Origin of the sequence: Kitasatospora sp. NPDC048545 (assembly GCF_040651155.1) — a bacterium.
In the GTDB taxonomy this organism is placed as follows: Bacteria; Actinomycetota; Actinomycetes; order Streptomycetales; family Streptomycetaceae; genus Kitasatospora.
Map to the genome: position 1 here is coordinate 17911 of NZ_JBEZIQ010000082.1, position 19793 is coordinate 37703.

At 74.7% G+C, this 19793-nt stretch carries 16 protein-coding genes and 4 pseudogenes; 7 read left to right on the forward strand and 13 right to left on the reverse strand.

Annotated features, from left to right (window positions below; translation table 11 throughout):
- The first annotated feature begins 38 nt into the window (after positions 1–38).
- A complete protein-coding gene (locus AB0D10_RS42355; RefSeq protein WP_360267153.1) occupies positions 39–749 on the forward strand; it encodes a hypothetical protein in 711 nt (236 codons plus the stop codon).
- A gap of 115 nt (positions 750–864) precedes the next feature.
- On the opposite strand, the gene AB0D10_RS42360 is transcribed toward AB0D10_RS42355, so the two are convergent.
- The 5 genes from AB0D10_RS42360 to AB0D10_RS42380 form a co-directional block, all read right to left on the reverse strand.
- The gene (locus AB0D10_RS42360) at positions 865–2073 is read right to left on the reverse strand and encodes a nucleotide disphospho-sugar-binding domain-containing protein (protein ID WP_360267156.1); all 1209 of its coding nucleotides are present in this window, start codon (positions 2071–2073) and stop codon (positions 865–867) included.
- 269 nt (positions 2074–2342) lie between these two features.
- Positions 2343–3110, reverse strand: coding sequence for an SDR family oxidoreductase (locus AB0D10_RS42365; RefSeq protein WP_360267158.1), 768 nt, complete (start codon positions 3108–3110; stop codon positions 2343–2345).
- 255 nt (positions 3111–3365) lie between these two features.
- Positions 3366–4322, reverse strand: a complete 957-nt coding sequence (locus tag AB0D10_RS42370) for an ADP-ribosylglycohydrolase family protein (RefSeq protein ID WP_360267194.1) — start codon at positions 4320–4322, stop codon at positions 3366–3368.
- Between the two features lie 47 nt (positions 4323–4369).
- Positions 4370–5203: an ammonia-dependent NAD(+) synthetase gene (gene nadE / locus AB0D10_RS42375; RefSeq protein ID WP_360267161.1), complete on the reverse strand. Its 834-nt coding sequence runs from the start codon at positions 5201–5203 to the stop codon at positions 4370–4372.
- Positions 5200–6129, reverse strand: coding sequence for an SMP-30/gluconolactonase/LRE family protein (locus tag AB0D10_RS42380; protein WP_360267197.1), 930 nt, complete (start codon positions 6127–6129; stop codon positions 5200–5202). The genes nadE and AB0D10_RS42380 overlap by 4 nt, the downstream gene beginning before the upstream one ends.
- Before the next feature lie 76 nt (positions 6130–6205).
- Here AB0D10_RS42380 and AB0D10_RS42385 point away from each other — a divergent pair, with 76 nt between their 5' ends.
- Positions 6206–6658, forward strand: coding sequence for an Lrp/AsnC family transcriptional regulator (locus tag AB0D10_RS42385; RefSeq protein ID WP_360267164.1), 453 nt, complete (start codon positions 6206–6208; stop codon positions 6656–6658).
- On the opposite strand, the gene ftsH is transcribed toward AB0D10_RS42385, so the two are convergent.
- The 5 genes from ftsH to AB0D10_RS42410 all read right to left on the reverse strand — a co-directional run bounded on the left by ftsH (position 6648) and on the right by AB0D10_RS42410 (position 14011).
- Positions 6648–8861, reverse strand: a complete 2214-nt coding sequence (gene ftsH, locus AB0D10_RS42390) for an ATP-dependent zinc metalloprotease FtsH (RefSeq protein WP_360267167.1) — start codon at positions 8859–8861, stop codon at positions 6648–6650. The two genes, AB0D10_RS42385 and ftsH, sit on opposite strands and share 11 nt — an antisense overlap.
- 149 nt (positions 8862–9010) lie before the next feature.
- Positions 9011–9724, reverse strand: a complete 714-nt coding sequence (locus tag AB0D10_RS42395) for a disulfide bond formation protein DsbA (RefSeq protein WP_360267200.1) — start codon at positions 9722–9724, stop codon at positions 9011–9013.
- A gap of 146 nt (positions 9725–9870) precedes the next feature.
- Positions 9871–11451: an alpha/beta hydrolase gene (locus AB0D10_RS42400; RefSeq protein ID WP_360267170.1), complete on the reverse strand. Its 1581-nt coding sequence runs from the start codon at positions 11449–11451 to the stop codon at positions 9871–9873.
- Between the two features lie 355 nt (positions 11452–11806).
- Complete coding sequence (locus AB0D10_RS42405; RefSeq protein ID WP_360267172.1) at positions 11807–12517, reverse strand: DUF6461 domain-containing protein; 711 nt, start codon at positions 12515–12517, stop codon at positions 11807–11809.
- Positions 12518–12772: 255 nt separating this feature from the next.
- Positions 12773–14011: a glycosyltransferase gene (locus AB0D10_RS42410; RefSeq protein ID WP_360267174.1), complete on the reverse strand. Its 1239-nt coding sequence runs from the start codon at positions 14009–14011 to the stop codon at positions 12773–12775.
- A gap of 138 nt (positions 14012–14149) precedes the next feature.
- On the opposite strand from AB0D10_RS42410, the pseudogene AB0D10_RS42415 reads away from it, so the two are divergent.
- Both AB0D10_RS42415 and AB0D10_RS42420 read left to right on the forward strand, forming a co-directional pair.
- Positions 14150–14647: pseudogene (locus AB0D10_RS42415) on the forward strand (amidohydrolase family protein); the annotation flags it as partial.
- Positions 14648–15147: 500 nt separating this feature from the next.
- Positions 15148–16065, forward strand: a complete 918-nt coding sequence (locus AB0D10_RS42420; protein ID WP_360267177.1) for an immunity 49 family protein — start codon at positions 15148–15150, stop codon at positions 16063–16065.
- Positions 16066–16146: 81 nt separating this feature from the next.
- On the opposite strand, the pseudogene AB0D10_RS42425 reads toward AB0D10_RS42420, so the two are convergent.
- Positions 16147–16293 (reverse strand): annotated as a pseudogene (locus tag AB0D10_RS42425) (sugar phosphate isomerase/epimerase); the annotation flags it as partial.
- An 8-nt stretch (positions 16294–16301) separates the two neighbouring features.
- On the reverse strand, positions 16302–16436 hold the full coding sequence (locus AB0D10_RS42430) for a hypothetical protein (protein ID WP_360267179.1): 135 nt from the start codon (positions 16434–16436) through the stop codon (positions 16302–16304).
- Between the two features lie 41 nt (positions 16437–16477).
- On the opposite strand from AB0D10_RS42430, the pseudogene AB0D10_RS42435 reads away from it, so the two are divergent.
- Positions 16478–17050 (forward strand): annotated as a pseudogene (locus AB0D10_RS42435) (3-deoxy-7-phosphoheptulonate synthase); the annotation flags it as partial.
- 35 nt (positions 17051–17085) lie between these two features.
- Here AB0D10_RS42435 and AB0D10_RS42440 read toward each other — a convergent pair.
- Positions 17086–17688, reverse strand: a complete 603-nt coding sequence (locus tag AB0D10_RS42440) for an SRPBCC family protein (RefSeq protein WP_360267182.1) — start codon at positions 17686–17688, stop codon at positions 17086–17088.
- 269 nt (positions 17689–17957) lie between these two features.
- Here AB0D10_RS42440 and AB0D10_RS42445 point away from each other — a divergent pair, with 269 nt between their 5' ends.
- Both AB0D10_RS42445 and AB0D10_RS42450 read left to right on the forward strand, forming a co-directional pair.
- Complete coding sequence (locus AB0D10_RS42445) at positions 17958–18881, forward strand: LysR family transcriptional regulator (protein ID WP_360267185.1); 924 nt, start codon at positions 17958–17960, stop codon at positions 18879–18881.
- A 123-nt stretch (positions 18882–19004) separates the two neighbouring features.
- Positions 19005–19698: pseudogene (locus AB0D10_RS42450) on the forward strand (IS5 family transposase); the annotation flags it as partial.
- Between the last annotated feature and the right edge of the window lie 95 nt (positions 19699–19793).

Below are 19793 nucleotides of genomic sequence, written 5' to 3' on the forward strand. Positions count from 1 at the left end.
GGTGACCGCAGCTCACGCACACCCCGATGGAGGAACCCGTGCCGGCTCCCGCCCGCCGCGCCCTGGCCGTGGCCGCGGCCGTCCTGCTCGCCGCAGCCGCCGGCTGCTCGCCCGGCGGCGGCCACACCGCCAAGGGGTCCGCCGGCCGCAGCTCCGCGCCCGCGGCCGGCGACGCCGCCCCGGCCGCGATCGTGACCGGCCCCGGCCCGAAGAGCTCCTACGAGGTCCAGCCGCAACCCGCACCCGGCAGCTGTCACTACCGCTACACCGCGGACAAGCAGCCGCTGCCCGACCCGAACTGCACGCCGGGTGCGATCAGCCCGGCGGTCAGCCAGGACAACCTCAAGGACACCATCTGCAAGACGGGCGGCTACACGTCGGCCATCCGCCCGCCGGCGAACCTCACCGGCAAGGAGAAGGCCGAGAACGCCAAGTCCTACGGCTACACCGGCCCGATGGGCGACGCCGAGTACGATCACCTGATCAGCCTGCAGCTCGGCGGCGACCCCAACGACGCGCGCAACCTCTGGATCCAGCCGCCCTCCCCCGGCCACGTCCCGGGGAAGGGTCCGAACAACCCCAAGGACTCGGTGGAGACCCACCTGCACACCGCGATCTGCAAGGGCCAGGTCACCCTCGCCGCCGCCCAGCAGGCGATCGCCACCGACTGGACCGCCGCCGAGGTCAAGCTCGGCATCAGCAGGGCCGGCGGCGCGCCGACGCCCGAGGCCGACGCCGACGGGGACTGACGAATCGTTTCGTCCGCGCGCCCGGTCCGTCCGCGCGCCCGGTCCGTCGGCGCGCCGGCTTCGTACCCGCCGCCGGTCCGTCGGCGGGGTCACCCGGCCCCCTCGCCGGCGCGGCTCAGCGCCCGAGCGACTCCACCAGCTCGGCGATGGTGTCGAACGGCCGGTACTCGGCGAACTCCGCACCCAGCGCGCGGGCCCGCTCGCGGAACCGGCCCTCGCCGAGCACCCCGTCGACCGCACGGCCGACCTCGTCCGGCGCCGGGCGGCCCGTCCGCAGGTCGAGCCCCACGCCCGACCACTGGACCCGGGCCGCCACCTCCGGCTTGTCCTCGCTCGCCCCGGCCACGACCAGTGGCACCCCGTACCGCAGCGCGGTCTGCACCCCGCCGTAACCGCCGTTGGTGACCAGCACGTCGGTGTGCGGCAGCAGTCGCTCGAACGGGACATGGTCGACGGCCCGCACGTTGCCGGGCAGGCCGCCGAGCCGCTCGGCGAGCGCCCGCGGCCCGTCCGGGCGTCCGGTGGCGGCCACCACCAGCACGTCCCGCCCCGCCAGGGCGGTGACGGTCGGGGCGACCAGCTCCCCGAGGTCGGTGTTGGCCAGTGTCCCCTGGGTCACCACGACGACCGGCCGCCCGCCGGTCACCTCGTCCCACCACGGCGGCAGCGGCTGCTCGCTCCCGACCGGGCCCGGGAGCGCGCCGATCAGCCGGTAGCCGGCCGGCGCGTCGCCGCGCGGATACTCGAAGCCCGGCACGGTCAGCTGCAGGAAGTGGTCCGGCACGGTCACCGCGGCCAGCCCGCGCGGGCCCTCCGGCAGCCGGACGCCCAGTTCCGCGTACACCTTCTCGGCGTGCCGGCGCAGCGGCTCGCCGCGCCGGTCCGCCTCCTCCCGCAGGGCCCGGTTGCGGGCCCTGCCCTCCTCCCCCGGCAGCGGCGGCAGCCCGGGCCCGAAGGGCGCGGTGTCCACGCTCGGCAGCATCGACGGGGTGACCCCGATGCCGATCAGGGCCGGACGCTCCGGCCGCGGCCGGGCCAGCGCCAGCGCCAGCGCGCCCTGCAGGAAGGCGTCCGCGATCACGGCGTCCGCCGGGAAGTCCGCCAGCAGCGCGAGCAGGGCCCGGTACTGGACGGGTATCGGGTCGAGGAACACGTGCCGCGCGTCGAAGGCGAGCCGCTCCGGACCGGGCGGCAGGCTCGACCGGCCGGGGAAGCTCGCGTCGAGGTCACGGTCATCGAAGTCCGCCCCGGCGGGCAGCGCGACGAAGCGCACCCCCGCCCGCTCCGCCGCCACGGCGAACCGGGCACCCCCGAGGAACACCACCTCGTGCCCCCGGGCGGCGAGGTCGGCGGAGACGGCCAGCAGCGGACCGGTGTGGCCGTGGGCGGGCAGGGCGGTGGTGATGATCCTGGACAGCGGGGGCTCCTGGGGTCGGCACTGCGGTTCGTGGTCGGACCCACCGTAGGGTCGCCCGGTTGACGATCGATGAACGCGCCGGCGCCCGGCACCGCCCCAGCCCGTCCCCGCCGTCCCGGCCCGTCCTGTCCTGTCCGCCGGCAGCGGCGGCCGGCGCCGACGGCGGTCAGGGACGGTCAGCGTCCGAGCACCGCACCGCCGTTGACGCCGATGACCTGCCCGGTCACGTACCCCGCGGCCGGGGAGACCAGGTAGCCGACCGCGTCGGCCACGTCGGCGGGGGTGCCGGCCCGGCCGACCAGGGTGTCGGCGACCTTCCGGGCGTGGAAGTCCTCGCTCCACCCCGCGCCGAAGATCTCGGTCTCCTCGATGTAACCGGGCGCGAGCACGTTGACCGTGATCCCGTCCGGCCCCAACTGCCGGGCCAGACCGAAGGCCCAGCCGTGCAGGGCGGCCTTCGCGGCGGCGTAGGAGCCGGCCGAGTGCGGGCCCGCGCCGCCGCGTTGGGCCGCCGCCGAGCTGATCACCACCAGCCGCCCGCCGGGCCGGCGCAACGCGCCCTGCAGGGCGGTGGTCAGCAGCACGGCGGTGAGCAGGTTGGTGTCCAGGTCGTGCCGCCAGGACCGGGCCAGGGCGGCCAGGCCGTCGTCCTCGGGCGGGGTGATGATCGCCCCCGCGTTGTTCACCAGCGCGTCCACCGGGCCGAGTTCGGCGATCCTGTCAGCCGCCGCGCCGACCGCCTCCGGGTCGGTCAGGTCGGCGACCACCGGGACGACCCGGCCCGGGCCCACCGTCCACTCGATCTCCTCCTTGGCCTGCTCCAGCACGGCCGCCCGGCGCCCGACGACCACCACCCGGTACCCGTCCCCGGCCAGCCGGGCCGCGATCGCCCGGCCGATCCCGGTGCCGCCGCCGGACACCACCGCAAGCTGTTCCCCCGTCACTTCGTCCCCCTCACACGTCGATCCACGCGGTCGGTTTCCGGGCACTCCCGCCCCTCGGGTCCCGACCGCCTCCCCGGTACCGTAGCGAGGCACGTGATCGGGTCGGCACCGGGGGGACGGGCGCAAGGACATCGACGGACATCAAGGGGAAGGGCCGGGAGACGTCCGACGCGGTCCTCGCCGCGGTCCTGCGCGGCCTGGCGGCGACGGCCGACGGATGGCTGCTGTCCTCCTTCCGGGAGGGCCCCCGGACCGTCAGCCGAACGACGCCAACCGACCGGCCAGGTCGAGCAGTTCCGGAGTCCGCCGAACCCGCCCGCCGAACCCGGGCAGCGTCAGGTGCAACGGCTCGGTCCAGCGCCGCGGGACGGCATCCAGGCCGTACCGCGCCCCGGCCAGCCCACCCGTGACGGCGGCGACGGTGTCGGTGTCGCCGCCGAGGTCGATCGCGGCGCGGAGGGCGGGCTCGAACCCGTCGGTGGTGCGCAGCGCCCAGACCGCCGAGCCCAGGCAGGGCCAGACGGCGCCGTTGGGCTCGGTGGCCCGGTCGGGATGCCAGTCGGGGGCCAGGACGGTGGCGTAGCGCGCGCGGCTGTCGGGGTCGACGTGGGCCAGGACCTCGGCGATGCCGTCGAGCGGGTCGGCGCCGTCGAGGGCGAGGCGGACCAGCTCGTGGAAGATCGCCGTGCCCTCCCAGGCGGCACGGTCCCCGTGGGTGAGGGCGGCGATGCGGCGCCCGGCGTCCATGGTCGCCTGCCGTCCGGCGCGGGCGAAGGCGACCGCGGAGGTCGAGGCGCGCATCAGGGCGCCGTTGCCGGCGGCGCGCAGGGTGGTGTTGAAGTGGACGGCGGCCGCGAGGTCCCAGGGCAGTCCGCTGGTGAGGACGGACTCGGTCTGGATGCCGATGTCCTTGGGGTCGGCGGCGGCCCAGCGACGGAACCGGTCGAAGATGTCGGGGAGGTCCAACCCTCCCCGCTCGACCAGGGATTCGGCGACCAGGACGGCCATCTGGGTGTCGTCGGTGGCCTCGCCGCGCGCCCATCCGCCACCCGCGACCGGCTCGCCGGGGGTGTCGGGGAAACGGGCCGAGAAGGCGCCGGCCGGGCCGAACTCGTAGGGCGCGCCGAGGGCGTCGCCCACGGCGGCACCGACGACGGCCCCGGCCTCCCGCCCGCTCCGGGCCCCCGCCGTGCCGCCGTCGCGGTCCGTCACCGTGCCGCCGTTGCGGTCCGCCGCCGCGCGGCCGTCGCGGTCCGCCGTCACGGCCGGCCCGGGACGATGGGCAGGCCGCGCTTGTGCTCGGTGCGGCGGTAGTGGCCGAGGACGGTCGCGAAGACCTCCTCGCCGACCGGGCGGCCCTCCAGGAAGTCGTCCAGAGCGTCGTAGGTGACGCCGAGCGCGTCCTCGTCGGGGCGGCCGGGGGCGAGGTTCTCCAGGTCCGCGGTCGGGGTCTTCTTGACCAGCTCGGCGGGAGCCCCCAACGCCTCGGCGATCGAGCGCACTTGACGCTTCGTCAGCCCCGACAGCGGCATCACGTCGGCGGCCCCGTCACCGTACTTGGTGAAGAAGCCGACGGCCGCCTCCGCCGCGTGGTCGGTCCCGACGACCAGTCCGCCGTTGGCGCCCGCCGCCGCGTACTGGACCACCATCCGCTGGCGGGCCTTGACGTTGCCCCGGACGAAGTCCTCGTGGGCGTGGTCGGCGAAGGTCAGGCCGGCGGCGAGCAGGGCGTCCAGGGCGGCGTCGGTCGCGGGCTTGACGTCGACGGTGAGCAGTTCGTCCGGTTCGATGAAGGCGACCGCCCGCCGGGCGTCGTCCTCGTCCGCCTGCACCCCGTAGGGCAGCCGCATCGCACAGAACGCCGCCTCGTACCCTTCGGCGCGCAGCCGGTCGACGGCGAGCCGGCACAGCCGTCCGGCGGTGGTGGAGTCGACGCCGCCGCTGATCCCGAGGACGAGGGTGCGCGCGCCGGCGGCCCGTGCCCGGTCGGCCAGGAAGGCCACCCGGCGGACGGCCTCCTGCCCCGGGTCGGGGACGGGTGCCACGTCGAGGGCGCGGGCGATCTCCCGCTGGACGGCCAGGGGTTCGGTCATTCGGACTCCTCGGGGCTGGTGACGCGGAACGGTCCCGTCATCGTCGTCACCAGCGAGTACAGCGAGGTGGTGGCGGTGATGAACAGGCGGTTGTTCTTCGAGCCGCCGAAGGTGAGGTTCGAGACGGGTTCGGGGACGAGGATACGGCCGATGAGGGTGCCGTCGGGGGCGTAGCAGTGGACTCCGTCACCGAAGGCCGCCGCCCAGAGCCGTCCGTCGAGGTCGAAGCGGATGTTGTCGAAGCGGGCGCCGACGCCCTTGACGAAGATCCGGTCGCCGGCGAGGGTGCCGTCGTCCTGGATGTCGAAGACGCGGATGTGTCCGGCCCTGCTGTCGTTGACGTAGAGCTGCCGCTCGTCGAGGGAGAGGACCAGCCCGTTGGGGCCTTCGAAGCCGTCCGCGGCGATTCGCACCTCGCCGGTGTCCGGGTCGATCCGGTAGACGTTGCGGGCGCCTATCTCGGATTCGGCGCGGTGGCCCTCGTAGTCGGTGGTGATGCCGAAGTCCGGGTCGGAGAACCAGATCGCGCCGTCCGAGCGGACCACCGCGTCGTTGGGCGAGTTGAGCCGCTTTCCCTGGAACCGGTCGGCGAGGACGGTGATCCGGCCGTCGTGCTCGGTGCGGGTGACCCGGCGGTTGCCCTGTTCGCAGCTGATCAGCCGGCCCTCGCGGTCGAGGGTGTTGCCGTTGGGGTGCCCGGCCGGGGAGCGGAAGACGCCGACCGTGCCGGTGGCCTCGTCCCAGCGCAGCAGGCGGTCGTTGGGGATGTCGCTCCAGATCACCTGGCGCCAGGCGGGCAGGTAGAGCGGCCCCTCGGCCCAGCGGCAGTCGCCGTACAGCTTCTCCAGCCGGACGTCGCCGTTGGCGCACCGGCGGAACCGGTCGTCCAGGATCTCGTACAGTCCGAACTCGATGGTGCCAGACATCATTCACCTCATGTCGCAGTTGGCCGAATGTCGTTCCGACGACCTGGAGTATGTCAGAACGCGGTATGGTCCCACCATGGCCACCACCGATCACCTCGACGACACCGACCGCGCGCTGCTCGCCCTGCTGCAACGGGACGCCGGGCAGGCGTACGCGGCGCTGGGCAAGGCCGTGGGGCTGTCCACGGCGGCGGCGCACGAGCGGGTGCGCAAACTCCGGGAACGCGGCGTGGTCCGCCGCACCACGGTGGAGGTGGACCCGAAGAGCCTCGGGCTCGGTGTGCTCTCCTTCGTGATGGTGGACTCCTCCGCCTGGATGGGCGACTCGGCACAGGCGTTCGCCGCGATCCCCGAGATAGAGGAGGCGCACATCATCGCGGGCAACGCCTCGGTGCTGGTCAAGGTGCGGACGACGACCACCGAACAGCTCCAGGACGTGCTGCGGCGCCTCTACGCGATCGACGGCGTGAACGGGACGCAGGCGACCGTCGTGCTGGAGACCTTCTTCGAGCGGCCGCCTACCCCGTAGGGTCCCGGAAGTCCGGCGGGCGGGGCTTCTCCAGCGACACCGGGGGCGCCGTGGGCACCGGCGCGTCCGACGGCCCGGACCGCTCCGGCCGCTCGGGACCCTCGGGGCCCTCGGAGCGTTCCGGACGCTCCGGCCCCTCCGCCGCCTCCGGCCCCTTCGGGTGCGTCAGGATGTCGAGGACCAGGCCGCCGTCCACCGTCTCCCGGGCGACCAGCAGCCTCGCCAACTCGTCCAGGTGGTGCCGGTGTTCGGTCAGCAGCCCGAGGGCCCGGCGCTCGGCCTTCCGCAGCAGGTCCGCGACCGCCTCGTCCACGGCGCGCTGGGTCCGCTCGGAGTACGGGCGGCGCAGCAGGTCCTCGGGGCTGTCGCCGAGGTAGTGCGGGCTGCCGCTGGAGTAGCCGACCGGGCCGAGTTCCGGGGAGAGGCCGAACTCGCGGACCATCCGGGTGGCGACCGAGGTGGCGTTGGCGAGGTCGTTGGCGGCGCCCGTGGACCCTTCGCCGAAGACCACCAGCTCGGCCGCCCGTCCACCGAGCTGGACGGTGAGCAGATCGGTCAGGTAGCCCTCGCTGTAGAGGTGCCGCTCCGCCTCGGGCAGCTGCTCGGTGGCGCCGAGGGAGACACCGGCCGGGAGGATGGTCACCTTGGCGACCGGGTCGGCGTGCTCGCACAGCGCGGCCATCAGGGCGTGCCCGGACTCGTGCACGGCGACGGCGTGCCGCTCCTCGGGCAGCAGGGCGTTGGAGGACTCCCGGCGGCCGAGCAGCACCCGGTCGCGGGCGGCGTCGAGGTCGTCGGCGGTGAGGGTGGCCCGCTCGGCACGCACGGCGTTGATGGCGGCCTCGTTGACCAGGTTGGCGAGGTCGGCGCCGGAGAAGCCGGGGGTGCCGCGGGCGATCCGGTCCAGGTCGGCGTCCGGGGCGAGGGTCTTGCCCCGGGTGTGCACGGCCAGGATGGCCGACCGTTCGGCCTGGTTGGGCAGCGGTACGGTGACCTGCCGGTCGAAGCGACCGGGGCGCAGCAGCGCCGGGTCGAGGGCGTCGGGCCGGTTGGTGGCGGCGATGACGACGATGCCGGTGCTCTGGTCGAAGCCGTCCATCTCGGCGAGCAGCTGGTTCAGGGTCTGCTCGCGCTCGTCGTTGCCGCCGACCCGGGTGCCGCCCGCCCGGCGGGCGCCGACGGCGTCGATCTCGTCGATGAACACGATCGACGGGGCGCGCTTGCGGGCCTCGTCGAAGAGGTCACGGACCCGGGATGCGCCGACGCCGACGAACATCTCCACGAAGCCGGAGCCGGTCACGGACAGGAACGGCACCTCGGCCTCTCCCGCGACGGCCCGGGCCAGCAGGGTCTTGCCGGTGCCGGGCGGCCCCACCATGATCACCCCGCGCGGCCCCTTGGCGCCCGCGGCGGCGTAGCGCTCCGGACTGCGCAGGAAGTCGACCACCTCGCTGACCTCCTGCTTCACCCCTTCGTACCCGGCGACGTCGGCGAACCCGGTGGCCGGCCGCTCGGCCTCGATGATCTTCGCCCGGGAGCGGCCGATGGCGCTCAGCCCGCCGCCCAGCGACTTCGCGGCCATCCGGCCCGACCAGAGGAAGAGTCCGCCGAAGAGCAGCAGCGGCAGGAACAGCAGCAGCGTGGACCAGAGCGAGCTGCCGCCGGCGGAGCGGGTGCCGGTGACGGTGACGTGCTGGTCGCCGAGTGCCCGGCTGAGCTGGGAGGTGTCCAGCGCGGTGGGGATCTGGCTGGTGAAGCGGGTGCCGTCCTTGAGCGTGCCGCTGACCGCACCGGTGTCGCTGACGTTCACCGTCTGCACCTGGCCGGTGTCGACCCGGTTCACGAAGTCGGTGTAGGCGTAGCGGTTGCCGGGCGTGCCGGGGTTGGAGAACAGCACCAGCAGGAGCAGCGTCGCCAGGACGGCGACGGGCAGCAGCCAGCGGCGCCACGAGGGCGGCGGGGGCTTGGGCGGGCCCCCGGGGCCCTGGTCGGGGCCGCGGCCAGGACCTCGGGTGGGGTCGCGGCCCGGACCCCGGGGGGTGTTCCAACCGGGGCTCCGGCCGGGATCGCGCTTCGCCGAAGGACCGGGGCGCGACGCCCGGTCCGGCGCCGGCCCCGGCCCGGCGGGCGGTCCGGAGCCCGGCCCGGAACCGGAAGGTGTCGCGGCGTGCCGGGCAGTACCCAACCGGATTCGTGCGATCATCCACGCTCACCGCCTCTCGGGGGCCATCGAGCCTCCGCCTCCATGGTCGGACGCTCGGCGCCCGGACGGGAGTCCTAAGGCCGGCGGTACCGCTCCGGTCCCCCGCGCCCACCCCCGCCGGGGGCGCCGGGACCGCGGTCCCCGGCGGGTCAGGAGAAGTCGAGCGAGCCCGTCCGGGTCCGCTTGAGCTCGAAGAACTTCGGGTACCCGGACAGCAGCCGGACGCCCTCGAACACCCGGACGGCGTCCTCCCCGCGCGGTATCGCGGTCAGCACCGGGCCGAAGAAGGCGACGCCGTCCACGTGGATGGTCGGGGTGCCGACCTCCTCGCCGACCGGGTCCATGCCCTCGTGGTGGCTCTTGCGCAGCGCGATGTCGTACTCGGTGCTGTTCGCCGCGTCGGCCAGTTCCTCGGGCAGCCCGGCCGCGACCAGAGCCTCGCGGATGACCGCGTCGTCGGCGGGCCGGTCCTGGTCGTGCAGGCGAGTGCCGAGCTCGGTGTACAGGTCGCGCAGCACGTGCTGGCCGTGCTTCTCCGCGGCCGCGATGCAGACCCGGACGGGGCCCCAGCCGGTGGTCATCAGTCGCTGGTAGCGCTCGGGCAGGTCGGTGCGGCCCTCGTTGAGGACGGACAGGCTCATCACCCGGAAGGTGAGGTCCAGCTCGCGCTGGCGGTCGACCTCCAGGATCCACCGGGAGGTGATCCAGGCGAACGGGCAGACGGGGTCGAAGTAGAAGTCGACCTTGGTGGCCTTCGGCAGGCCGCCGGTCGCGGTGTCGGTGGTCCCGGCGCCGGGAGCGGTGCCGGTGGTCGCGGTGCTCGTCGGGTCGTTCGCCAGGTCGTTCGTCAGGCTGTTCGTCAGGTTGTTCATCACGTCGACGAGCCTAGCGGCCAAGTGGACCACTCAACAGATCCAATCCACACTGCTTTCATTGGGCCACTTTGGGCTGCTCCGGGCCGGTCGGGGCCGGTTCGGCCCGGTTCCGGCCGCCGGCCGGCGGCCCGCTCTCAGCTGCAGGTCGTCCCGTCCGGCGGCACCGTGCCGTCCAGCAGGTACGCGTCCACGGTCTGCTTCAGGCAGGGGTTCCCGGTGTTGTAGCCGCCGTGTCCCTCGCCCTGCAGGGTGACGGTCACGCCGACGCCCGCGCCGAGCTGCTGCGCCATCGCACGGGCGCCCTCCACCGGGGTCGCGGGGTCGCCGGTGGTGCCGACCACCAGGACCGGCGCGGCGCCCGGCGCGGCGACCTCGGGGTGGTCGCCCTTGCCCGGGACGGGCCAGCCGGTGCAGCCCGTCAGTCCCCAGGCGGTGAAGGCACCGAACACCGGGGAGGCGGCCTGGAAGGACGGCAGCTGCTGCTGGACGTCCTGGTCGGAATAGCGCTGCCGCGCGTCCACGCAGCTGATCGCCCGGTTCGCGGGGCTCAGGTTGCTGTAGCGCCCCTGCGCGTCACGCCCGTTCAGCCCGTCGGCGAGCTGCAGCAACGTGGTGCCCGTGCCCTGGTCCATCGCCTCGGTGAGGCCGGCGGCCAGCGCGGGCCAGCTCTCCTGGCTGTACAGGGCGGCGGCGATCCCGGTGACGCCCAGGGACTCGGTGAGCTGCCGCCCGTCCTCCGTGGGCAGCGGTGACTGCTCCAGCTTCTGCACCAGCGCGACGACCTTCGCGGTGCCCTCGTCACCGCCGGCACCCGTCGGGCAGGAGGCGCCGAGCTGGGCGGCACAGGCCTTCATGAAGTCGCCCAGGGCGAGTTGGAAGCCCTGCGCCTGGCCGAGCGCGGACTGCTGCGGGTCCTTCGTCGGGTCTACCACCGAGTCCAGCACCATCCGGCCGACCTCCTGCGGGAACAGGTGCGCGTACACGCCGCCGAGCTGGGTGCCGTAGCTGATGCCGAAGTAGGAGAGCTTCGGGTCACCCAGCACCTGCCGCATCAGGTCCATGTCCCGGGCGGCGCTCTCGGTGTCCACGTACGGCAGCACCGCCGCCGAGTTGTGCTCGCAGGCGGCGACGAACTGCGCGTTGCTGTCGTCCAGGGCCTTCACCGCCGCCGGGGTCTCCGGGGTGCCGTCGACGGCCGCGGAGGCGTCCGTCGCCTTGTCGTCCAGGCACGTCACCCCGGCACTGGCGCCGACCCCGCGCGGGTCGAAACTCACCAGGTCGTAGCGGGTGTTGAGGGAGGCGTAGGCCGGGGCGAGCGCTGGCAGGGTGGCCACGCCGGAGGCGCCGGGGCCGCCGAAGTTGAAGAGCAGCGAGCCGATCCGGTGCTGCTCGTCCTTGGCCTTGCTGCGGATCAGCGCGAGGTCGATCGTCCTGCCGTCCGGCTTGGTGTGGTCCAACGGGGCCTTGAGGGTGGCGCACTGCCAGTCGGCGGCCGGAGCCGTGCCGGTGCCGCCCTGGGCGGCGGCGGGGGCGCCGCATGCATGCCAGTCCAGCTTCTGGGCGGCCGGTCCGGTGGCGCTCGCGGAGGTGTCGGCGACCGGGGAGGTCGGCGCGGGCTCGGCGGCGGACGAGCCGTCGCCCTGGCAGCCGGCCGCGGCGGTGAGCAGCAGCGCGGCCAGGCCGAGCGATCCGGCGCTCCGGACGACGGTGTGCATGGGGTGGGTCCACCTCTCGGGTCGGCCGGTCACCCCGGCGCGCGGCGGGACGGCGTGCGCCGGGCGCACGGCCCGATCGACGCACCACAGACCCTAGGCGCCGGGATCCTGCGCTGCCTTCCGGAAGCCCCCGGCCGGGGGCGCGCGCCGCGAGCCCTGCCACCGGCCACCCGGGTGAGGGTTCACCCGGCCCACCCGGCGGCACCCTTACCGCCGCCCGCCCGCACCGGCGCAGGAACCCGTGGCGCGGAGGGCGAGTCGAGCAACGGCAGCCCGGTTCGCGGCGCCGGCCCGGTTCGCGATGCTCGCGGCGCTCGCCAGGACCGTCACCGCCCGCGCCGCGCGCACCCGAGGCTCACCCGGGCTGCATCCCCGGCGTGCCGCGAACGGCGTACGCGGGCAGGCGCAGCCCGTCGAAGACGGCCCGGGGCAGACTCAGTCCGAAGCGCCGCTCGACGGCGCCGAGGGTGCGGCGGCGGGCGTCCGCGCCGCCTCCGCCCGCGGGGGCGGACGGGGTGACGCCGTCCGTCTCCAGGACGCTCGCGGCGACGAGGTCCGGCACCAGCAGGTCGGGCTCCTGGCCCCAGCGCCAGCGCTCCTCGCCGAGGCCGAAGCCGCACAGCACGGCGCCGTCGCGGGCGTAGTCGAGAAGTGCCGGCGGCTGCTCGGGCATGGGGCGGAAGTGGACCACCTCGACGCCGTCGCGCGCTATCTCGGTGAGCAGTTCGCCGCCCGTGGAGTCGCCGTACTCGATGGCGAACGACCAGCCCCCGCACTCCCCGACCCGGATCACGCCGTCGCTGTCGTCGCCGGGGCGGTAGACGTCGATGTCCAGGGTCCGGATCTCGGTGCCGCTGATCGGTGCGGTCCCCGCGGCCGGGTCGGCGCCCATGCGGCGGGCGAGTTCCTCCGGCGGGATCCCCCGGGCGAACACGACCCCGCCGACCTCACCGTCCGTGTCGGGCCCGCCCGTTCCCGGCGAGCCGGTGCCAGGCAGGCCGACCTCCGCGAGCCACTGGATGCCGTCGCCGTCCTGCCGGGATCCCTCGCGCGTACCGTCGGTCATGCCGCCCTCCCCTCGCGCCGGCCTGCGGTGGCCGGGCGCGCCGGTGGGCACCCTAACGGACCGGGCCGATGCCCGGAGCCCGGTAGCCGGAACGCTGCCGGAACGGGGCCGCCCGTGGCCGACGCACCACCCGGGCCGTTCGGAGGGACGGCCTTGCGGGGGCCGAACTCATCCGGCCCGGGTGGCCGTTCGCCCGGCCGCACCGAAGCCGACGCCCTCGGCTCGCCAGGCCTCGCCGCACCCACCGCCCTCGGCTCACCCGGCCCCGTGCGTCCCGACCCGGTCGGCCACGGCCTCGAACAGCAGCTTCGCGGCCACCTCCGCCCCGTCGGTGCGGATCGTCCCGGCCACGGCCCGCGCGCGTGCGCGGGTCTCGGGCGCCAGGGCCGTGGTGAGCGCGGCGGACAGGGAGTCGACGGTCGGCACGGGGTCGGGGTGCGCGGCGCCGATGCCCATCGCGGCCACGCGGGCGGCCCAGTACGGCTGGTCCGCGATCCGGGGGACGACGACCTGGGGCGCACCGGCGAGGGCCGCCGCGGTGGTGGTGCCCGCGCCACCGTGGTGGACGACGGCGGCCGCCCGGCGGAACAGCGCCTGCTGGTTGACCTCACCGACGACCAGGCAGTCGTCCCCGTCGTCGACGGCCGCCAGACCGGCCCAGCCGCGGGCGAGGAGCACCCGGCGGCCGAGTGCGCGGCCCGCGTCGACCGCGACCCGGGCGATGCCCTCCGGGGCGTGCGCGGCCATGCTGCCGAAGCCCACGTAGACGGGCGGGTCACCGGCGTCCAGGAAGGCTTCCAGGTCGGCCGGCAGCGGACGGTCGTCGGGCAGGATCCACGCGCCGGTCTGCACCGGGTCGAGTTCGGTCATGCCCTGCGCGGGGCAGAGCGTCGGGTCCGCGGCCACCCACGGCCGCTCCGTGAGGACGTGGTCGCGGACGTTGTCGACCGGCCGCAGGCCGAGCACCGACCGGTGGCGGTTGAGCGCTTCGCCGTACAGCCCGTTGACCCGCTGGGCGTCCTGCTCCCACAGCACCCGGTGGTCGGTCTCCTCCTGCGGGGACGGCGTGCCCGGCCGCGCCCCGGGCCGGAAGTGCCGCGACGGCAGTCCGAGGATGTGGAAGCAGGCGAGGACGTACGGGATCCCAAGGTGCTCGGCGACGTCCCGCGCACCGGCCGGCATCAGTCCGGTCGCCAGGATCGCGTCGCAGCCCTCGGCCGCCGCTCCGAGCACGTCGAACCGCGCGTCGACCAGCGCGGGGGCGAGCCGGAACGCGTCCTGCGCGGTGGGTGGCTTCGGGCCGGCGACCACCGAGTGCACCGCCGGACCGAGTGGCACCAGCGGCACTCCGATCCGGGCCAGCAGGTCCACGAACTCCTGGTCCGGCGGCGCGCACACCCTCACCTCCACGCCGAGCCCCTGCAGCGCCGCCGCCAGTCCGGCCAGCGGTTCGACATCGCCGCGCGATCCCCACGTCGTCAACAACACGCGCATTTCAGGACTCCCGTTTCCGCAGGTCACAGCCTTTCGGCCAACGATTCTGCGCTCCACCCGGGGCCTTGCCGCAAGCCCCGGGGTGCGCTGTAGCTTGGTAGTGGCAGGGAGTGCGATCTCCCTGCCGTTCTCAGTCGCCTCCGCCGCTTCGCCGAGCTGGGCGTGACCGCCTCCATGCAGCCCACCCACTGCTGCGACTTCACCCGGGCCGACCACACCGACCACTGGTCCCGCCGCCTCGGCACCGAGCGGGCCGACCGTGCCTGGCGCTGCCGCGACCTGTGGGACGCGGGGGCCACCGTCGTCCTCGGCTCGGACTGGCCGATCGCCCCCTACCCGCCGCTGGGCGTCATGGCCGGCGCCCGCCACCGCCGCCCGACCTGCGACCTCGACCAGCCCCCGCACAACCCCGGCCAGGCACTCACCGCCCTGGAGGCGCTGCGGGCGATGACCGTCAACGCCGCCCACGCGGCCGGCGAGGAGCAGTCGGCGGGCCGGCTCGTCGTCGGTCACCGCGCCGACCTCACCGTGACGGCCACCGACCCGCGCACCACCCCGGCCACCGAACTGGCCGACCTCCCCGTCCTGCTCACCGTCCTGGACGGGCGACCCACCCACCGGGCCGACTGCCTCTGACGGACCGACCGACCGCCGATCCGTCCCCGGTTCCTGCGGCCTGAACACCGGGCGGCCCCGCTCCCCACCCCCGAACGGGGACGCGGGGACGCCCGGTCCCGCCGCACGTGCCCGACCGAGGAGCACGATGCTCCGCACCGCAGCCATCGGGGTGCTCGCCGGCTCCTTCGCCTGGGTAGCGCGTCCGCCGCCTTCGCGAACTCCACCCCGGACCAGCCGAGGCCGCCGCACCGGCTGGTCCGGGGTGCTGCTCTCCACCCACGACGGCCACGTCGGGGCCTGTCCTGCGGTCCCGCGCCGTTCGCCGGGACCCGGCCCAGGACCCAGGACCGAACGGGTACGCCGGCACGGCCCACGACGCGCCGGTCCACCTCCGCGGGACCAGCGCGGCCCGTCCCCGCTGAGCTGCACGCATTGTCGGTGGCCGCTGCTAGCGTGCCCCCCGTCAGCACAAGATCGCGGAACACCTGTCCGCGGCACCGACGGGGAGGCGGCAGCAAGTGGTGGAAGTGGCGTGCCACACGGTGGCCCAGCAGTGGATCCGGGACGCCCTGGGGGACGTCAACGGCCGGGTCCGCCGCCACTGGTACGACATCGAGGACGACCTGACCATCGGGTCGGTCCGCGCGATGGGCGAGGAACTGCTCGACCACCTCGGCGCCCTCACCCTGGAGGACCCGGCGCTCGCCGGTGCCGACGCCCGCGCCGCCCTGTGGACGGCGGCCGAGTGCTCGCTCGGCGTGCTCCAGCTCGGCTGCTTCCCCCGGGGCGACTTCACCGTCCCGTTCCCGTACATCGGCGAGACGCTGGACAGCGAGGACATCACCTTCGGCGCCACGATCGACTTCGCACCCACGGCCGCGACCTGGGTGGAGGCCTTCGCGATGGGCGTGATCAGCGGCCTGCTCCGGGACCGCGACCGGATGCTCGGCCCGCTGCTCGCCGACGACTACGCGCCCGCGATACGCGAGCACCTGCCCCACTCGGACCGGACCTCGGTCTCCAGCCCGCCCGACCTCGCCGGGATGGACGCCCTCCGCCGCTACCTCTACATCGTGGAGACGGAGCGCTCGCCGTGGGTCGCCCCCGGGCCCGTCCCGCTGCGCAAGCCGGACGCCGGGGAGCGCGCGGCCGCCGCCGCGGCCCTGGACGCCGCGGGCGCGGCGTGGGCGGACGGGCTGAGTCAGGACCAGATGCTGCTGCGGGTCCTGCTGGAGGACGACCGGGAGGCCTTCGAGGAGGCGCTCGCCACCCGCCTCGCCCGCCACCGGACCGGCACGCCCTCCACGGCCCGGCCCCGCACCCTGCTCCCGGTCGTCCCGATCGCCCTCGCCGCGCTCGCCGTCCAGGCGCACGGCTGGGAGCTGGGCACGACCTCCGGCTACCTCCCGGCGGCCCTGGTCGGCACGGCGGGCTGAACCGCCCCCGCACGGACCACCCGTCCCCACCGGGCCCGTCCGGGCCCCACCGGCCCGGACCGGTCCGCTGGCCCGTCCGGCGGGCAGGCCCGGCGCGTACGGGTCCTGGTGGGCGTGGTCGAGGGTGAGCGCCACCGCGGTGTAGCCGAGGTCCGCGATGGTCCGCAGTGCGTCGTCCAGGCGGTGGTTGGCGAAGCCGTCGGTGCCGTGGCCGAGGCGGTACGGCACCCCCGCGTTCACGCGGTGCCCGCGGGCACGGCGGGCTGTGCCTGCTGGGGCACGCCCAGCAGGGCCGTCCCCAGCGGGGTCACGGTGTGCAGGACCGTGTTGCGGTTGCGCATGGTGGTGATCAGCCCGGACTGGCGCAGCACCGTCCTGATCGTGCTCGACAGCGCCCCCGACTTCGAGGGCCCTCTGGATCGGCGAGCGCACCCGCCGGCTCGACGGACCCCACGTGGAGTTCTGCTCCCGGATCGCCAACCCGGTGGCGGTGAAGGTCGGCCCCACCGCCACCCCGGACGAGATCCTCGACTACGCCGACCGGCTCGACCCCGACCGCGAGCCCGGCAGGCTGACCTACGTGGTCCGGATGGGCGCCAGGCGCGTACGGGACCTGCTGCCCGCCCTGGTGGAGAAGTCCCGCGCCGAGGGGATCCGGGTGGGCTGGGTGTGCGACCCCGTGCACGGCAACACCGTCACCGCCCCGGACGGGCGCAAGACCCGCGAGGTCGAGGCGATCGTCGACGAGGTCCGCGGCTTCTTCGAGGTCCAGCACTCCCTGGGTGCCCACCCGGGCGGCCTCCACATCGAGCTGTCCGGCGCCGACGTCACCGAGTGCGTCGGCGGCAGCGACCCGGTCACCGTCGAACGGCTGCCCACCCGCTACGAGACCGCCTGCGACCCCCGTCTCAACCGCGGCCAGGCCCTCGACCTCGCGTTCCTGGGCGGCGAGATGCTGCGCGGCCGCTCGGGCGGACCCGGCTAGGTCCGCCGGGTCCGCCGGGTCCGCCCGCCGACCCGCTACTCCCCCTGCTCGGCCAGCGACTTGACGCCTTCGAGGGTGGCCGTCATGGCCGTGCGCAGCTCGCCCAGCCGGAAGGCGATGATCTTCTCCTCGACCTCCGGCTTGGCCTCGATGATGGCGCTCATGCCACTGCGGCCCGGGCCGATCACCACCGACTGGCGCAGCCGGGTGCCGCCGTCCTCGGGAGTCAGCTCGAAGCGCCAGCGGGCCAGCGCACCGGCCGCGTCGGACACCGGCTCGCCGAAGCGGCCGTCCGCGTCCATCACGGCCCAGGCGAAGGCCCGGGGACCGGCGGGGTCCGCGGAACCTGTCGAACCTGTCGAACCTGTCGAGCCGGTCGGACCGGGAGGGCCGGTGAGCCCGGTCACCTCGGTCACCTCGGAGACGGTCCGCCAGTCGGGCATGCCGGTGCGGTGGTTGTGTCCCTCGAAGCGGGCGCCCGGCGCCGGGCCGTCCGCGCCGTCGAGCCAGGCGACGCGGTGGAGCTCCGGGCTGAGCCGGGCGGGCAGTCCGATGTCCGTCACCAGCTCCCACACCCGTTCCACCGGTGCCTGGACGAAGATCTCGCAGACCGTTCCCGGACCCTCGGTGTAGCGCATTCCGTTCCCCCTCGTGTTCCCGCGCCTCGTACGCGGTTCGAACCAGCGATTCTGCGATTGACGACTCTGCGATTGACGACTCTGCGGATCCGTACGGGTGTGCATCGGTGCGGGTCGACACCCACCCGCTGCCCTCGCCGCGTCCGGAACGCCGCGGGGGCAGCGGGCGGGTTGCCGCCCTGGGCCCGGAATCGATGATCGAGCCCGGCGAACACCCAAGTCAATCCGCCGGTTTGCTGGGAAACCCCCAAGCGATACCTTGGGTGGCCGTGACCATCGACGATCTCCGTGTCTTCACCGCGGTCTGCCGGGCCGGCTCGCTCAGCGCCGTCGCCCGTGACCTCCACTGCACCCAGTCCGCGGTCAGCCAGCACGTGAAGCGGCTCGAACGCGAGCTCGGCCTCTCCCTGATCGAGCGGCACCCGCGCGGGGTGGTCCCGACCAAGGCGGGCCACCTGCTCCAGGCCGCCGTCGCGACCGGTCTCGGCAGCATCGACCACGCGCTGCACCGGATCGCCGAACTCGCCCGCGGCGAGGGCGGATCCGTCCGGATCACCACCGGCGCCACCAGCATCCGGCACTTCATGTCCGGGGCCGTGGTGGCCTTCCGCCGACGCTTCCCGCAGGTCAGCCTGGAGTTCCAGACCGAGGTGTCCAGCCGCAGCTGCCTGGAGGCGCTCACCGCCGGCCGGGTCGACCTCGCCTGGATCACCCTCGGCACCCCGGTCAGGGGCATCGGCCGGCGACCCGTCGTCGACCTGCCGTGGGTCCTCGCCGTGGCAGCCGGTGACCCGCTCGCCGCCAGGGCCCGCATCGAGCCCGCCGACCTCCAGGACGCCCGGCTCATCGGACTGCCGCAGAACTCGGTCGCCCGCTCCCAACTCGACGCCTGGCTCGGGAGATCGGGCATCCGGCCGGTGTTCGACACCAGCGTCGCCGACTGGGACACCGCGATCCTGCTCGCCGAACTGGGCCTCGGCCACGCCGTCGTCCCCGCCCTCCCCCAGTGGCGCGGCCCCGGCCACCCCGGCCTGCGGCTGCTCCCGCTCCCCGACCTGCCGCCCCTCACCGCCGGCTGGGCCGTCCGCGACTGGGACAACCTCTGCCCCCTCTCCCGCGCCTTCGCCGACACCGTGGCCGCCCACTGCGGCGACGGGGCCGCCCTCCCCGCGGAGCAGCCGGAAACGGCCTGACCCCCGCCCGCCGACCGCGCCGCCCCCGCCGGCGAGGTCGTCGTACGGAGCGCGGCGCAACCGCGCGGGGCGGTTCGAAAGTGTCGGGTAGTCGCGGTTGAGGGGCCCGCGAAGATCACCTTCATGTGCGTCTGTTCGTGCAAGCCGTTCTACGACTCGTCGTTGACGGATGCTCAATTGGCCGGTGATCGAGCCCCTGCCGCCGGCGCGGGATCGGCGCCGTGGCGGCCCTTTGTTGAAGTTCCCCCACCGTCTGGTCGTGGACACCGTGTTGAACGTGTTGGTCAGCGGGTTTGCATGGCGGGTGGTTCCGCACGATCTGGCGCCGTGGGACGCGGCCTACCGGTGGTTCCGCGCATGGTCGGCGGACGGCACCTGGGACCGGGTCCACGACACGCTGCGCGACAGGATCCGAGCGGCGGACGGTCGTGACCCGCAGCCCTCGGCGGCCGTGCTGGACTCGCAGTCCGTTCGCAGCCGCCAGGGCGGCCAGGCGATCGGCGGCGACGCCGGCAAGCGCGTGCGGGGCCGCAAGCGACACCTGTTGGTGGACAGCTGCGGGCTCGTGCTGCGGGCGGTCGTGCACTCGACCTCCGCCCAGGACCGGGCGGGCGCGAAGCCGGTCCTCACGGGCATCCGAAACCTGTTTCCGCAGGTCGGACTGGTCTGGGTCGACGGCGGTTACGTCAACGTGGTCGATGCGGGCCTCGTCGGCTGGGCGTCCGAGCGCGAGAACCCGACGGTCGTGGCGGTGCCCCGCGACGCCAAAGTGAAAGGGTTCCAGGTGCTGCCCCGCAGATGGGTGGTGGAACGGTCATTGTGCGCCACGAGGCGCTCTGTTTGTATCCCCGGCTCAGCTGGGAGGAACTCGGAAGGAGGTTCCTGGGCCGGATGGCTTACCTGGATCCGAAA

What these genes read in the sequence shown, in the direction of transcription:
- AB0D10_RS42405 (WP_360267172.1), bottom strand. Translation starts at nt 12,517, where the DNA reads ATGACCGACGGTACGCGCGAGGGATCCCGGCAGGACGGCGACGGCATC.
- AB0D10_RS42440 (WP_360267182.1), bottom strand. Translation starts at nt 17,688, where the DNA reads ATGCGCTACACCGAGGGTCCGGGAACGGTCTGCGAGATCTTCGTCCAG.
- AB0D10_RS42385 (WP_360267164.1), top strand. Translation starts at nt 6,206, where the DNA reads ATGGCCACCACCGATCACCTCGACGACACCGACCGCGCGCTGCTCGCC.
- AB0D10_RS42380 (WP_360267197.1), bottom strand. Translation starts at nt 6,129, where the DNA reads ATGTCTGGCACCATCGAGTTCGGACTGTACGAGATCCTGGACGACCGG.
- ftsH (WP_360267167.1), bottom strand. Translation starts at nt 8,861, where the DNA reads ATGATCGCACGAATCCGGTTGGGTACTGCCCGGCACGCCGCGACACCT.
- nadE (WP_360267161.1), bottom strand. Translation starts at nt 5,203, where the DNA reads ATGACCGAACCCCTGGCCGTCCAGCGGGAGATCGCCCGCGCCCTCGAC.
- AB0D10_RS42400 (WP_360267170.1), bottom strand. Translation starts at nt 11,451, where the DNA reads ATGCACACCGTCGTCCGGAGCGCCGGATCGCTCGGCCTGGCCGCGCTG.
- AB0D10_RS42410 (WP_360267174.1), bottom strand. Translation starts at nt 14,011, where the DNA reads ATGCGCGTGTTGTTGACGACGTGGGGATCGCGCGGCGATGTCGAACCG.